This window comes from Streptomyces phaeochromogenes (genome assembly GCF_001418655.1).
GTDB lineage: Bacteria > Actinomycetota > Actinomycetes > Streptomycetales > Streptomycetaceae > Streptomyces > Streptomyces phaeochromogenes.
In genome coordinates this window covers 1-14,625 of the sequence record NZ_LIQZ01000234.1, presented here as the reverse complement: position 1 = coordinate 14,625, position 14,625 = coordinate 1, and the positions used below count along the sequence as shown (strand labels likewise).

Here is a 14,625-nt window from a genome sequence, read left to right as displayed (position 1 = left end):
GGCGGCGGGGGCGAGAAAAGGTCTGCGGGGCGGCCTAGAACACCACCACCGCCCGACCCCCCTTCCCCGCCAGCATGTTCTCGAAGGCCGACGGGATGCCCTCCAGGGCGATCCGTTCGGTCACCAGGGAGCCCAGGTCCAAGCGCCCCGCACGGACGTGCCCCGCCAGGATCGGCAGATCACGCGCCGGATCGGAGTTGCCGTAGACGCAGCCGGACAGAGTGCGGCCCCAGTGGAAGAGTTCGAGCGCGTTGAAGGAGACCTGCTGGTCCTTGCCACCGATGCCGACGACCGTCGTACGGCCGCCCCTCCGGGTGGACTCCCAGGCCGCCCGGATCGTGACGGCACGCCCGACGCACTCCACCGCCACATCGACCCCCTGCTTGCCGGTGAGCCCCCGGATCTCCCGCGCGGTGGTGTCGGACGCGACGACGTACTCCGTCGCCCCGGCAGCCCGCGCCAGCGACTCCTTCTCCGGCGACACATCCACCGCGACGATCGTCGAGGCACCCGCGATCCGCGCGGCCTGGATCGCCGCGAGACCGACCCCGCCCACCCCGAACACGGCCACGGTCTCCCCGGTCCGGACCCGCGCCGAGTAGTGGACGGCCCCGTACCCGGTGAGCACGGCGCAGCCGAGCAGCGCCGCGTCCGTCAGCGGAATCCCGGCCGGCGCCGGGAGCACGCAGGCGCCCGCCACCACGGTCTCCTCGGCGAACGCGGCGACGTTCAGCCCGGGATACAGCTCGGCCCCGTCGGAGGAGCGCCGCGCGTACACCTCCCCCGCGCCCGCCAGCGCGTTGGCGCACAGCCACACCTCGCCCAGCGAGCAGGCGTGGCAACTGCCGCAGGAGGGGGCCCAGTTGAGGACCACACCGTCGCCGGGAGAGACGTGTGTGACCCCGGGTCCGACGGAGACGACGGTCCCCGCCCCCTCGTGGCCGAGCACGGCGGGCACCGGCACCCGCATGGTGCCGTCGGAGAGGGAGAGGTCGGAGTGGCAGACTCCGGCCGCGGCCAGCCGGACCCTGACCTGCCCGGGCCCCGGCACCTCCGGCAACTCGATCTCGGTGATCTCCAAGGGAGAACCGATGGCGGGCAGGACAGCGGCGCGAACCGTGTGCGTCGCACGAGCCATGTCGTACACCCCTCCTGGAACTAGAACTGCAGGGACTTGGTCTGGAGGTACTCGGACAGGCCGTGCGAGCCCAGCTCCCGGCCGACCCCCGACTGCTTGTAACCGCCGAAGGGGGCAAGGGGGTTGAAGCGTCCGCCGTTGATGTCCACCTGCCCGGTGTCGAGTTGTCGCGCGAAGGCCACGGCCTCGGTCACCTCGCCGGCCCACACGGCCCCCGCCAGCCCGTACACCGTGCCGTTGGCGATCCGCAGCGCGTCGGCCTCGTCCTCGTACCGGAGGATCGAGAGGACCGGGCCGAAGATCTCCTCCTGGGCGATCGTCATCTCGGGGGTCACGTCGGCGAAGACGGTCGGACTGACGAAGTAGCCCTGTGCGCGCGGGGCTTCGGGACCGCCCGCCACCAATCGAGCCCCCTCGGCCACGCCCTTCTCGATGTAACTCCGCACGCGCTGCTGCTGCTTGGCGTTGACGACGGGTCCCATGCGCTCGCCGTACTTCGCCGCGGCCTCCACGGCCAGCGCGACCGCCTCGTCGTACTGCGAGTCGTGGACCAGCATGCGGGTCCAGGCGCTGCACGTCTGGCCGGAGTTGGACATCACGTTGGCCACGCCGACGTTGACCGCCTTGGCGAGGTCGGCGCTCGGCAGGATGACGTTGGCGGACTTGCCGCCGAGTTCCAGGGCGACGCGCTTGACGGCCGCGCCCGCGGTCGCGCCGATCTGCCTGCCGACGGCCGTGGAGCCGGTGAAGGAGACCAGGTCCACGCCCTCGTGCCCGGCAAGGGCCTGGCCCGCGACCGGGCCGAGGCCGGTGACGAGGTTGAAGACCCCGGCCGGAAGGCCCGCTTCATGGACGGCCTCCGCGAAGAGCTGCGCGGTCAGCGGGGTGTCCTCGGCCGGCTTCAGCACGACCGTGCAGCCGGCGGCGAGAGCCGGGGCGACCTTGGCGACGATCTGGTGCAGCGGGTAGTTCCAGGGGGTGATCGCGCCGACCACGCCGACCGGTTCCAGGTGGACGGTCGAGTTGCCGACCTTCTCCTCGAAGGCGTACGAGGCGGCCAGTTCGGCGTACGAACCGGCGACCGCGATGGGCGCTCCGACGTGCACGGCCTGCGAGAACTTGAGCGGCGAGCCGAGTTCGGCGGTCACCGTCTCGGCGATCTCTTCCTTGCGGGCGACGAGGACGTCCCGGAGTGCGGCGATCCGCGCGGCGCGCTCGGCGGGCGGCGTGGCCGCCCAGGCCGGCAGGGCTCCGCGCGCGGCCCGTACGGCGGCGTCCACGTCGTCGGCGGTGCCGGCCGGGACATGGGCGATGACCTGCTCGTCGGCCGGGTTCACGACGGCGATCGTGTCCGTCCCGGCGGCCGGGCGCCACTCGCCGTCGATGTACATGCCGTCGTGTGCCTTCATGCGTTCCTCCCGGGAGGGGCGTCGTCTCCGCCGCCCAACCTAGCCGTCGTCCGAGACCCCAAACTAGCGGTGTTAGTTTTTCGGCACCAGGGGCCCCTGAACGATCACGAGGCCCACGGGGAAGCACCACGAGGGCCCCACGGGAGCACAGTGCGGTCGGACCTCAGAAGTCCGCGCGCGTCGGTTCGTCGAGGCGCGCCACGGACTCCTGGCCGAACTCCTTCTCGTACGCGTCCCGGATCCCCTCGATCCCGGGGTCGGCCGCCTTCGCCCGCCCCACGGGATACAGCAGGATCAGCTCGTACGACCGCTCGCGCTCGATGACGCCGTTCCTGTCGCGCCACTGCCCGCGCCCTTCCTGCACGGTGAGCCCGTCCGGGAAGGCGGGGGTGACCTGCCGGTCGACGAAGTCCATGAACTGCCCGTCGGTGACGGCCGGGCCTCCGTCGGGGCGCTCGGTGCCGAAGAAGAGGCGGGTCTCGACGTACGCCGCGCCCCTGGCCGCCGGGACCGTCAGAGCCGCCGGGGCAGCAGCCGCCGGGGCCGTTGCGGCCGTCGGCCGGGTCCCGGTGTCGGTGAGTGTGGCGTACGCGGCCGGGGCGCCGGCGAAGAGGAGGGCGGAGGCCGTCGCGACGGCGAGGCGGGTACGCGTGGTGTTCATGATCATGAACGCATACCTAGCGGGCCTCAGTCCTCCAGGTCGGGCAGGCGCGCCGGGGCCGGGGAGATCCGTACGCCTTCGTGGTCGAAGACGAACAGATGGGCGAGGTCGACGAGGAGGGGGACCTGCATGCCGTGGCGGAGTTCGTGATCGGGTGTCGTACGGACGATGAGGTCTCCGGGCAACCGGCCCTCGGGAGGCGGCAGTTCGGTCCGGTCCTGCCCGGTGTCCCCGGGGTCCTCCAGGACCACGACGGGCCCGGCCCGCAGCGCGCCGGCCCGGTCCCGCAGGCGGCCCAGGACACCGCCCACGGGACGGCGGCGCCTCGGCGGCCGGGCCACGGGGCGCGGCGCCTCCAGGTCGGGTACGACGGCGGGCTGCGAGCCGGTGTTGAAGTGGACGAGGACCTCGTGCCCCTGGAACTCCACGTGCTCGACGAGCCCGCTGATCGCCACCTCGCCGGGCCTGGCCTCCGCCGGCTTGGCGATGCGTACGGCCTCGGAGCGCAGGCCCACGATGACCTCGTGGCCCTGGTGCACCCGAAGCAACCGGTGGTCCAGGCACAGGGGTTCGGGCAGGACGAGGGCCTGGCGGCCGAGGCCGATCGACATGGCACCGTCGAGCGGGGCGAGGACGATGCCTCGCAGGAGGCTGATGCGCGGGGTGCCGACGAATGCGGCGACGAAGACGTTCTCGGGCAGCGCGTAGACCGTGCGCGGAGTACCGACCTGCTGGAGGACACCGCCGCGCAGGACGGCGACCCGGTCGCCGAGGGACATCGCCTCCGCCTGGTCGTGGGTGACGTACACCGTGGTGACGCCCAACCCCCTGGTGAGACGGGCGATTTCGGCGCGCAGACGGTTGCGGAGCTTGGCGTCCAGGTTGGCCAGCGGTTCGTCCATCAGGAACGCGGAGGGGTGTCGTGCGATCGCCCGGCCCATCGCGACGCGCTGGCGTTCGCCGCCGGAGAGCTGGTGGGGGAAGCGGTCGAGGAGGTCCTCGATGCCGAGCATCTTGGCCGTGGCGTCGACGCGCGAGCGCGGGTCCTCGCCGGGCGTCTCGATGCGCAGGGGAAAACCGATGTTGTCGCGGCCGTTCATGGTCGGGTAGAGCGCGAAGTTCTGGAAGATCATCGCCATGTCCCGGTCCGCGGGCTCCAGATGGTTGGCGTAGGCGCCGTCGAGCCGCACCTGTCCCTCGGTGGGGTCCGTGAGGCCGGCGATCATCCTCAGCACGGTCGACTTGCCGCAGCCGGACGGCCCGAGCAGCACCAGGAACTCGCCGGGTGCGACGTCGAGCGACAACCTCTCCACCACAGAGATACCGCGTGTGTAGGACTTGCTGACCTGTCGAAGGGAGATGGCGCGTGACATGGGACGTGACCCCCGGGGGCTCACAGGGCGCTGTTGCTCCGCGATCGGAGGTCTCGCGGGTCGTACGAGACCTATGAGTCACGGAAGCTAACGGACCGCACACATCCCGGGGAAGACTTGCGGCGGAATCGGGCGGGCCTTGTGGAGGAGCCTCTCGTGAAACAGGGGCGTTCGGGCCAACTCCGGTGCGAAAGAAGCCTGTTCAGCGTCTCTCGGGCTCCGGTGCGGATGGCGTACGTCCCCTACGTTCCGTCGACTCCGGCTCGGCGGCGCCCGTACGCCCCTGTCGCAGCCCGAGCCCCGAGGCGATCAGCAGCAGCGCTCCGAGCATCACGAACGGAGCGGCCACGCCGGCGACCCCGGCGACCAGGCCCGCGGCGGCGGGCGCGGCGACCTGGCCGAGCCGGTTGCCGGTCAGGCGCAGGGCGAGAGCGGTGGAGCGGGCCTCGTCGGGGGCCGCCTGGACGACCGTGGTCATGGACAGGGGCTGGCCGACGCCCAGGCAGAAGCCGAGCAGGGCGAGGATCACGGCGAGGCCCCAGACCGGCACGGGCAGCGCGATCCCGGCGCACAGGAGGGCCCCGAGCAGACAGGTCGTGGTGAGCAGCGCGGCCCGGCCGAGGAGCCGCAGCATGGGCGTCATGACCAGGCGGCAGGCGATGGTCGCCGCCGCGCGCAGGCTGAGCAGCAGGCCGATCACGGAGGGCGCGATGCCGCGGTGCTCGCCGACCACCGGCAGATACGCGGTGAGGATGTCCGTTGCCGACAGCACGGCGAGGCTGATGAAGATGCCCGCGGGGACGCCCCGGGTGCGCAGTATGCGGTGCACGGGGACCCGATCGCCGCGTCCGGTACGGGACTTGGGCCGGTCGCGGTGCTCTATGCGCCACAGCGATACGAACGAGACCGCGGCGACGGCGCCCGCGACCAGCAGGGCGAGGGCGCTGGTGCCCGCCATGTCGGGGCCGCCGATCAGGGCGCCCGCGGCGATCGGTCCGACGAGCTGGCCGAGCGAGGCGCCGATGGTGAAGTGGCCGAAGTTGCGGTCCTGGTCCTGCGGTGCGGACTGGCGGGCCACGATCGACTGGGCGCCGATCACGAAGGAGAGGTGTCCGAGGCCCATCACCCCGCTCCAGGCCGCCATCGCGGCAAGGGAGTTCGCCGTACCGCTGAGGGCGCAGCCCCCGGCTATGAGGACGACACCGACCGGGAGCAGCGGGGCGCACCGGCCGTGGTCGGTCCGGCGGCCGAGCGGTACGGCGGCGAAGAGTGGCAGCAGCGCGTAGACGCCCGCGATGACGCCGATCGCTCGCTCGTCGGCGCCCAGCGCGAGGGCCCGGTAGGAGACGGCGGGCCGTGCCATCGACACCGCCCCCTGCGCGAAGCTGAAGGCGATGACGAGGCGGAGCAGCCAGCCGCGGTTCCCACCGGGCCTCACAGTGACACCCTCCATTGGATGAAACGGGCGAACGGGGTGAGCCCGGCCGGAGCCGGACTCACGAACGGGGTGAGTCCGGCCGGAGCCCAACTACCGGGAGCCGAGGCTCAGATGATGCCGAACAGGATTCCGGCGCCGAGGACGACGAGGGAAGTGAGGGCGGCCCACTTGACGACGAACTTGGTGTGGTCGCCGAACTCGACCTTGGCCATGCCGACCAGGACGTACACGGCCGGGACGAGCGGGCTCGACATGTGCAGCGGCTGGCCGACGAGTGAGGCGCGGGCGATCTCCAGCGGGGAGACGCCGTGGGCCGCGCCCGCCTCGGCGAGGACCGGCAGGACACCGAAGTAGAAGCCGTCGTTCGACATGAAGTAGGTGAGCGGGAGGCTGAGGACGCCGGTGACGAGGGCCATGTGCGGGCCCATGCCGTCCGGGATGCCGTCGACGAGCCATTTCGCCATGGAGTCGACCATGCCGGTGCCCTGGAGGACGCCGGTGAAGACGGCGGCGGCGAAAACCATGCCGGAGACGTTGAGGACGTTGTCGGCGTGGGCGGCCAGGCGGGCCTTCTGGTCGGGGATGTGCGGGAAGTTGACCGTGAGGGCGAGCGCGGCGGCGAGCACGAACAGGACCGGGATCGGCAGCAGTTCCATGATCATGGCGGCCAGGAGCGTCGCCGTGAGCAGTGCGTTGAACCAGTACAGCTTGGGGCGCAGGGTCGGACGGTTCGGGTCGAGGCCCTGGAGGCGGACGTCGTCCTCCTCCTCGTCGTCGCCGTCGGAGGCGTCGGTGCCGGAGCCCGCGCCGCCGGTGGTCTTGGTCATGCGCACCTTGCCGTCACCCGGGCCACCGGCGGCGGCACCGGCGCCGACCAGCACCGTCTCGGTCTCGGGCTCGTCGACCAGCTGCTTCTCCTCGTCGAGCACCTCGTTGAGGCTCAGCACGCCGAGGCGCTTGCGCTCGCGGAGGCCGAGGACGTACGAGAGGGCGATCACGGCGACGAGGCCGACGGCGAGCGCCGGGATCATCGGGACGAAGATGTCACCGGCGTCGAGCTTGAGCGCGGTGGCGGCGCGGGCGGTCGGGCCGCCCCAGGGCAGCGTGTTCATGACGCCGTTGGCGGTGGCGGCGACGCCGGTCATCACGACGAGGCTCATCTTGAGGCGCTTGTACAGCGGGTACATCGCCGAGACCGTGATCATGAAGGTCGTCGAGCCGTCGCCGTCGAGGGAGACGATCGCGGCGAGCAGGGCCGTGCCGACGACGATGCGCAGCGGGTCGGCCTTGCAGAACTTGAGGATGCCTCGGACGATCGGGTCGAAGAGGCCGACGTCGATCATGACGCCGAAGTACACGATGGCGAACATGAGCATCGCGGCGGTGGGCGCGAGGGTGCCCACCCCTTCGATGACGTAGTCGCCGAGATGCGCACCCTTTCCGACGAACACGCAGAAGAGTGCCGGGATCAGTACGAGCGCCGCGATCGGCGACATCTTCTTCATCATGATCAGGACCAGGAAGGTCGCGATCATGGTGAAGCCGAGGATGGTCAGCATGAGTGGATACCTAACGTTCACCCTTGAACTTCCACCAGGGACAGCGGTTCGAGTGACGTTAGGGCGGCCACACAAGGCTTAACAAGATGTTGACACGCGAGCAATAAGCGCAAAACTCCAGGTCAGGGCGTTGTGCCTGTTGGCGCGATATCGATGGGTACGCCATTGAGTACGGCCGTGCCGGACAGCGGGTCGAGCAGGCTGCCGTCGAGGAGCTGGTTGACGTTGACTCCGGGGTTCTCGGCGGCGTGGGTCGTCCGGGTGCCGGGACGGTCGTGCCCCCAGCCGTGCGGCAGGCTCACGACCCCGCGTCGTACGGCGTCGGTGACCTCGGCGGGAGCGACGACCTCTCCCCCGGCGCCCTTCACCCGCACCGGCGCCCCGTCGGTGACACCGAGGCGGTCGGCGTCGTCGGGGTGGATGTGCAGGGTGCAGCGGTTGGTGCCGCCGGTGAGGGCGGGGATGTTGTGCATCCAGCTGTTGTTGGACCGCAGGTGCCGGCGGCCGACGAGGACGAGCCCCTCGGGGCGCCGGCGCAGTGCGTCCCTGAGCCGCGGGAGATCATCGGCGAGCGGCTGCGGAAGCAGCTCCACGAGCCCGCTGCGGGTCTTGAGGGGCTGCGGGAGGCGCGACTGGAGCGGTCCGAGGTCGATGCCGTGGGGCTGGTCGAGCAGCTTCTCCAGGGTCAGACCTTCGGGGCGTACGCCGAATCCGTCGCCGTACGGGCCCAGGCGCAGCATCATGTCGAGGCGTCGCTCGGGGCCGGTCTCGCCGGTGAGCTGCGCGGCGAGTTCGCGCGGGTCGCGGCCGTGCGCCGGGGAGTGGGCTTCCTTGGCTGCCTTGCCGAGGGTCTGGCCGATGACCAGGTCGTCGACGGCGGAGGGGTCGGCGCCGTGCATGCCGGTGGCGGCGAGGACGAGCCGGGCGAGGATCTCCGTCTCGGCCATGCGGCCGGGCTCCAGGGGGACGGCTGCGCGGGTGTAGCGGACCTGGTTGCGTACGGCGAGGGTGTTGAAGGCGAAGTCGTGGTGCGGGCTCTGCGAGGGCGGGGGCGGCGGCAGCACGACGTGGGCGTGCCGTGAGGTCTCGTTGAGGTAGGGGTCGACGCTGACCATGAAGTCGAGCGAGCCGAGGGCCTTGTCGAGGCGGTCGCCGTCGGGCGCGGACAGGACGGGGTTGGCGGCGATGACGACGAGGGCGCGGATGGGTTCGCCCTCGGCGGTCGCGGTGTCGATCTCCTCGGCGAGCGCGGCCATCGGCAGTTCGCCCTTGGCCTCGGGATGGCGGCTCACGCGGCTGTGCCAGCGGCCGAGCGCGAAGCCGTGGCCGGGTCCGGCGGGGCGGGGTGTCCGGTCGGTGGCGGCCTGCGGGAAGAGGGCGCCGCCGGGCCGGTCGAGGTTGCCGGTGAGGATGTTCAGGATGTCGACCAGCCAGCTGGCCAGGGTGCCGTGCGGGACGGTGCAGCTGCCGATGCGGCCGTATACGGCGGCGGTGGGCGCGGCGGCCAGTTCCCGGGCGAGCGCGCGGATCGTGTCGGCGTCGACGTCACAGGCCTCGGCGGCGGCTTCCGGGGTGAAGTCCCTCACGGCCTCGCGGAGTTCGTCGGTCCCCTGCACCAGCTCGGCGAGTTCCCCGAGGTCGGCGAGCTCCTCCTCGAAGAGGACGTACGCCATGGCCGCGAGCAGCATTGCGTCGGTGCCGGGGCGGATGGCCACGTGCCGGTCGGCGAGCTTGGCGGTGCGGGTGCGGCGCGGGTCGATGACGGTCAGGGTGCCGCCGCGCGCCTTGAGGGCCTTGAGCTTGCCGGGGAAGTCGGGGGCCGTGCACAGGCTGCCGTTGGATTCGAGGGGGTTGGCGCCGATCAGCAGCAGGTGGTCGGTGCGGTCGAGGTCGGGCACGGGGATCGCGTTGGCGTCGCCGTAGAGCAGTCCGCTGGAGACGTGCTTGGGCATCTGGTCGAGCGTGGACGCGGTGAAGAGGCTGTGGGTGCCGAGGCCCCCGAGCAGCACGGTCGGATAGAGGGCGCCGGCCATGGTGTGCACGTTCGGGTTGCCGAGGACGGCTCCGACGGCGTGCGGTCCGTACCTCTCGACGACCGGCCGCAGTCCGGCCGCCACGGCGTCGAAGGCCTCCGCCCAGGTGGCCTCGCGCAGTTCGCCGTCCTTGCGTACCAGCGGCGTCCGCAGCCGGTCGGGGTCGCCGTCGGCCGCCCCGAAGGAGGCGCCCTTCGGGCAGATGAAGCCCTGGCTGAACACGTCGTCGCGGTCCCCGCGCGCGCTCGTCACCCGGGTCCCCTCGATGGTGAGCGTGAGCCCGCAGGTCGCCTCGCAGAGGGGACAGATGCGCAGAGCTGTTCGGGAGTCGGCGGTGGTGGACACGGGTCCTCCCGGAGGGGTGGCGACGACGATGGCGCTGACCCGGCCGAGCATACCGACCGGTATGGACGGCGGGGAGGGGGCGCGGGGGGTCACGTCGGAAATTCGCGTGCCGTTCAGGTGTCCGCTCCGGGCCGGGTGGGGCCGGGCGACGGCGTCGCCCGGCCCCACCGTCAGTCGAGCGACCGTGCCAGATACGCCCGCAGCAGTTCCCTGGTCTCCTCTATGACCCGTTCGTCGCCGGACGGGTCGAGGCGGAAGGCGAGCTGGACGAGGGTGTCGGCGGCCTCGACGGCGATGAGGAAGGTGCGGCGCAGGTCCTCGTCGGGTTCGCGGTCCAGGACGGAGGAGAGCATGTCGGTGAGGCGGTCGGCGACGCGGGTGTTGGGTTCGGCGTCGCGGGTGCCGACGGGGATCTGGTTGCCGAAGTCCACGAGGGAGAAGCCGGGCGCGGTGCGTTTCATCGCGAGGTACTCGTCGAGGACCGCGTCCATGGCCGCGCGCCAGCCGCCCGTACCGGCGGTCTCCTGGAGGCGGAGCGTGACGCGCTCGGTGAAGACGTCGAGATTGCGCTGGGCGAGCGCGTCGGCCATGGCGCGCTTGTTGCCGAAGAAGCGGTAGACGGAGCCTATGGGCACGCCGGCGCGCAGGGCGACCGCGCGGGTGCTGAGGGCGTCGTAGCCGACCTCGTCGAGGAGATCGGCGCAGGCGTCGAGTATTCGGGTGAGTCTTTCGGCGCTACGGCGTTGGACGGGCGCGCGGCGCAGCGAGGTCGCAGGGGGCACGGGCTTCATGATGCCTTTCCGCCGGGGTCCGGTGAACCTTGCCCTTCGGTACGGGTTTCGATGCTGATGCCACTCATTTGTGCGTGCCCGGACCGCTCGTCGCCGTTGCCGTCGTCCTCACCTTCGTCCTCGCCTTCGCGGACTCCGTGCCCGTCGGCCCGGGATCGGACACGGTGATGTCCGCCGCGCTGCCGACGGGCTCGCCGTCCACGGCCCACACCGTGTCGTCGTCGGCGTGCAGACGCACGCTCACCTGGTGGGTGCCACGCGGCACGAGGCCGCCGGCGATGTGGTGGTCGGGGCCGCGGAGGAAGGACAGGGGGCGGCCGTCGAGGCGGAGGAGGGCGTGTCCGCGGCCGGGTTCGGCCGTTTTTCCCGTACCGGCGGGCGAGAAGCGGAAGTCGTGGACGGTCAGGCGCACGTCCCAGCCGTCGCTGTCGGCGTCGGGCTGTATCTCGATCGCGACCTTCGGCGCGTCCTTCTTGTCGATCTCACGGTAGTGCCGTCCTTCCTCGTCCGTGTCCTCCAGCACCTTGCCCACCGGTGACGGCTTCACTCCGTCGTCCTCGCGCGCTTCGTCGGACCCGCAGCCCGTCGCTCCGACGAGCAGAGCGCCGAACAGGACACAGGCCGCGAGCGCGGTGAGGAATACGCGCGTCCACGACATGCCGGGGAGATTAGAGCACCGCTCTGACAGTCGGATCCCCCTGAAGTCTGGTTCTCGGTACTCCAGTGGTCTTGGCGCGATCCCGCGGTCGCCTCCGTGGGCACGGGCATCTCCCTCTTGCGCAGGGATTTCGCGAATCCTACGGTGATACATAGGAATCAGGAACGAGGGAGCGATCATGAGCGGGGACGGGCGGATCACCGCCGAGGCACGGCGGAAGACCGTCGAGGCGCTGACGTATCTCACCGGGTTCGGCAACGAGCACAGTTCGGAGGCCGTACCGGGCGCCCTGCCGCACGGCCGCAACTCTCCGCAGCGGGCCCCGCTCGGGCTCTACGCGGAGCAGCTGAGCGGTACGGCGTTCACCGAGCCGAGGGCGCACAACCGCCGGTCGTGGCTGTACCGGATCCACCCGTCGGCCGCGCACCCGGCCTTCACCCGCACCGACAACGGCGCCGTCCGCACGGCGCCCTTCACGGAGACGGTGCCCGACCCGAACCGGCTGCGCTGGAACCCGCTGCCCGAGCCCGCCCCGGGCACCGACTTCCTGGCGGGCCTGTGGACGCTCGGCGGCAACGGCGACGCGACCCAGCGCACCGGCATGGCCGTGCACCTCTACCACGCCAACGCGTCGATGGAGCGGGTGTTCAGCGACGCCGACGGCGAGCTGCTGATCGTGCCGGAGCGCGGCGGGCTGCTGCTGCGCACCGAGTTCGGGCTGCTGCATGTGGAGCCGGGACACGTGGCGCTGATCCCTCGTGGGGTGCGCTTCCGTGTGGAGCTGCTGAACGCCTCGACCGACGACGGCCCGGGCCCGACCGCCCGCGGCTATGTGTGCGAGAACTACGGGGCGCCCTTCCAGCTCCCCGACCTCGGCCCGATCGGCGCCAACGGTCTCGCGAACGCCCGCGACTTCCGGGCGCCCGTCGCAGCGTACGAAGACGACGAGGGCACAGCGGGCCCGGTGGAGGTGGTGAACAAGTTCTGCGGCAACCTCTGGACGGCGACCTACGACCACTCCCCGCTGGATGTCGTCGCCTGGCACGGCAACCATGTGCCGTACGCCTATGATCTGCGCGCGTTCAATGTGATCGGCACCATCTCCTACGACCACCCGGACCCGTCGATCTTCACGGTGCTCACCTCGCCGAGCGACACCCCGGGCCTAGCCGGCGTCGACTTCGTCGTCTTCGCGCCGCGCTGGCTGGTGGGCGAGGACACGTTCCGGCCGCCGTACTTCCACCGGAACGTGATGAGCGAGTACATGGGGCTCATCGAGGGCGCGTACGACGCGAAGACGGCCGGCAAGGGGGGCTTCGTCCCGGGGGGCGGCTCGCTGCACAACATGATGTCGGCGCACGGTCCCGACCGGGAGACGTTCGACCGGGCGAGCGCCGCCGAGCTCCGGCCGCAGAAGATCGACGACGGTCTGGCCTTCATGTTCGAGACGCGCTGGCCGGTCACCGCCACCGCACAGGCCGCCGGGGCGGAGCATCTGCAGCACGCGTACGACGACGTGTGGCGGGGCCTCCAGCGGCACTTCGAGCCGGTGCGGCGCCCATGACCGACCGCGTCCGGCCGGGACCGATCGTGACCGCCCGTTGCACGCAGCGCCCGCGAACGGTACGGATACCCTCGTGACCTCCTTCGCCCCGGACTCGATCGTCCTGAACCGCAAGCTGCCGCTCTGGTATCAGGTGTCGCAGTCCCTGCGCGCCTCGATACTCGGGCGGTCCGCGCAGGATCCGCTGCGGCTGCCCACCGAGGAACAGCTGGCGGAGCACTACGGGGTGAGCGTGCTGACCATGCGGCAGGCGCTCAAGGAGCTGGAGGACGAGGGGCTGATCACCCGCCACCGCAGGCGCGGCACGTTCATCGAGCCGAGCGCCGCGCGGGGCGCCCCGGTCCGGCTGCTCGGCTCGGTGGACGCGATCGTGGCCCAGCAGTCGGGCATGACGACCCGGCTGCTGGACCACGGCACCGAGCCCGTGTCGGCGGAACTCTCCGAGCACTTCCCGGACCTGACGGAGGTCGCGACCTACCACCGGCTGCGCAGCGACGAGAAGACCGGGGAACCCACCAACCACGCGCGCAACTACGTACGGCCCGAACTGGCCGCCCTGATCGACCCCGAGGACCTGGTCCGCTGGCCCATGACCAAGGTGCTGCGGGACGTCGCCGGGGCGAGGATCAGCCAGATCACCGACACCGTCGAGGCGAGGCTCGCGGACCCGGAGACCGCACGGCTGCTCCAGGTCCCGCTGTTGAGCCCGATCCTGCACTACACGGGTGTCGTGCACGGCGAGGACGGCCGGGCGCTCGACGTGGCCCGCATCCAGTACCGCGGCGACCGCTTCTCCTTCACCGTCACCCTCGACGCCCACTGACCATGCGGGACCAAGTCGCCTTCCACGGCCCACGTCGTACGATGCCGAGCGTGACGCACGACGACGCTCCGCTGCTCGCGGACCTCATGCCGTGGTCCGTCGCACCGCCCCGGCTGGGCCGCGGGTGGCCGACGGCGCCCGACCCGGCGTCCCTGAAGGCGCGGTGGGACGCCCTAGTGAAGGCCGAAGGGCCCGACCGCGAGGCGTTGTTCGGCGTCACGCGCGCGCGGACGCTGCACTCGGCGGTGGGTCAACTGCCGGGCCAGTCCTCCGGAACGGTCCGGCTGGCCCGCGCGTCGGGCCCCTGCGCGGAGCCGGTACGGGTGCTGCACGGGCCGTTCGACGAACAGTGGCTGATCCCCGACCACCGGCTGATCGACGCGGCGCGGCCGGAGTTGTGGCGCGTGACGGACGAGCGGCAGGTGTTCGCGGTCGAGCAGGCCCCCGCACCGGACGGGCCGCCCCTCCTGGTCACGTCGACGCTCCCGGTGGTCCTCCCCCAGTCGAAGACCGTGCCCACCGCGCGGCCGGGCCGGATCCGCCCCCTGTTCCGGCGCCCCGAGGGCCGCGAACCCAACCTGGCACCGGGCCTGTTGGACCTGTTGGCCAAGCGCCTGGGCCACTCCCCCACTCCTCTGGACGTCCTCGCCTGGACGGTGGCGGTCGCCCGCCCGGGCCCTCGCGGCTGCGCGGTTCCACTCACGTCGGACCCCGAACTCTGGGCGCGCGGCACCGAGTTGGGCCACCGCATGCTGTGGCTGATGCGCCGCGACGGCGAACGCCCCAAACTGCCCGGCGGGCGCCGCCCGTACGTACGGTCCCCACTCCCCTCC

Annotated in this window: 12 protein-coding genes; 3 read left to right on the top strand and 9 right to left on the bottom strand. The window is 71.6% G+C overall.

What is annotated here, in order from left to right; all coding sequences use genetic code 11:
* Positions 1-34 precede the first annotated feature (34 nt).
* The 9 genes from AOK17_RS29135 to AOK17_RS29095 all read right to left on the bottom strand — a co-directional run bounded on the left by AOK17_RS29135 (position 35) and on the right by AOK17_RS29095 (position 11,405).
* Positions 35-1,138, bottom strand: coding sequence for a Zn-dependent alcohol dehydrogenase (locus AOK17_RS29135; RefSeq protein WP_055615549.1), 1,104 nt, complete (start codon positions 1,136-1,138; stop codon positions 35-37).
* 20 nt (positions 1,139-1,158) lie between these two features.
* Positions 1,159-2,547: an aldehyde dehydrogenase family protein gene (locus AOK17_RS29130; protein WP_055615547.1), complete on the bottom strand. Its 1,389-nt coding sequence runs from the start codon at positions 2,545-2,547 to the stop codon at positions 1,159-1,161.
* A gap of 163 nt (positions 2,548-2,710) precedes the next feature.
* Positions 2,711-3,214 (bottom strand): DUF3574 domain-containing protein, encoded by a 504-nt coding sequence (locus tag AOK17_RS29125; RefSeq protein WP_055615546.1) that lies wholly within the window; start codon positions 3,212-3,214, stop codon positions 2,711-2,713.
* 20 nt (positions 3,215-3,234) lie between these two features.
* Positions 3,235-4,581 carry an ABC transporter ATP-binding protein gene (locus AOK17_RS29120; RefSeq protein ID WP_055615545.1) on the bottom strand — a complete coding sequence of 449 codons (1,347 nt, stop codon included), beginning with the start codon at positions 4,579-4,581 and terminating at the stop codon, positions 3,235-3,237.
* 202 nt (positions 4,582-4,783) lie between these two features.
* Positions 4,784-6,019 (bottom strand): MFS transporter, encoded by a 1,236-nt coding sequence (locus AOK17_RS29115; protein WP_055615544.1) that lies wholly within the window; start codon positions 6,017-6,019, stop codon positions 4,784-4,786.
* 107 nt (positions 6,020-6,126) lie between these two features.
* Positions 6,127-7,578 (bottom strand): CitMHS family transporter, encoded by a 1,452-nt coding sequence (locus tag AOK17_RS29110; protein ID WP_055615543.1) that lies wholly within the window; start codon positions 7,576-7,578, stop codon positions 6,127-6,129.
* Positions 7,579-7,700: 122 nt separating this feature from the next.
* Positions 7,701-9,956, bottom strand: a complete 2,256-nt coding sequence (locus tag AOK17_RS29105) for a molybdopterin oxidoreductase family protein (RefSeq protein WP_055615548.1) — start codon at positions 9,954-9,956, stop codon at positions 7,701-7,703.
* Between the two features lie 170 nt (positions 9,957-10,126).
* Entirely contained in the window at positions 10,127-10,747 is a 621-nt protein-coding gene (locus AOK17_RS29100) for a TetR/AcrR family transcriptional regulator (RefSeq protein ID WP_055615542.1), read from the bottom strand.
* Between the two features lie 64 nt (positions 10,748-10,811).
* Positions 10,812-11,405, bottom strand: a complete 594-nt coding sequence (locus AOK17_RS29095; protein WP_055615541.1) for a hypothetical protein — start codon at positions 11,403-11,405, stop codon at positions 10,812-10,814.
* 178 nt (positions 11,406-11,583) lie between these two features.
* Between AOK17_RS29095 and hmgA the strand changes: the two genes are divergently transcribed.
* The 3 genes from hmgA to AOK17_RS29080 form a co-directional block, all read left to right on the top strand.
* Complete coding sequence (hmgA, locus tag AOK17_RS29090) at positions 11,584-12,969, top strand: homogentisate 1,2-dioxygenase (protein WP_055615540.1); 1,386 nt, start codon at positions 11,584-11,586, stop codon at positions 12,967-12,969.
* A gap of 73 nt (positions 12,970-13,042) precedes the next feature.
* A complete protein-coding gene (locus tag AOK17_RS29085; protein ID WP_055615539.1) occupies positions 13,043-13,792 on the top strand; it encodes a GntR family transcriptional regulator in 750 nt (249 codons plus the stop codon).
* A 41-nt stretch (positions 13,793-13,833) separates the two neighbouring features.
* Positions 13,834-14,625 (top strand): type ISP restriction/modification enzyme (locus AOK17_RS29080; protein ID WP_342671527.1); only part of this gene is annotated, 792 nt, incomplete at its 3' end.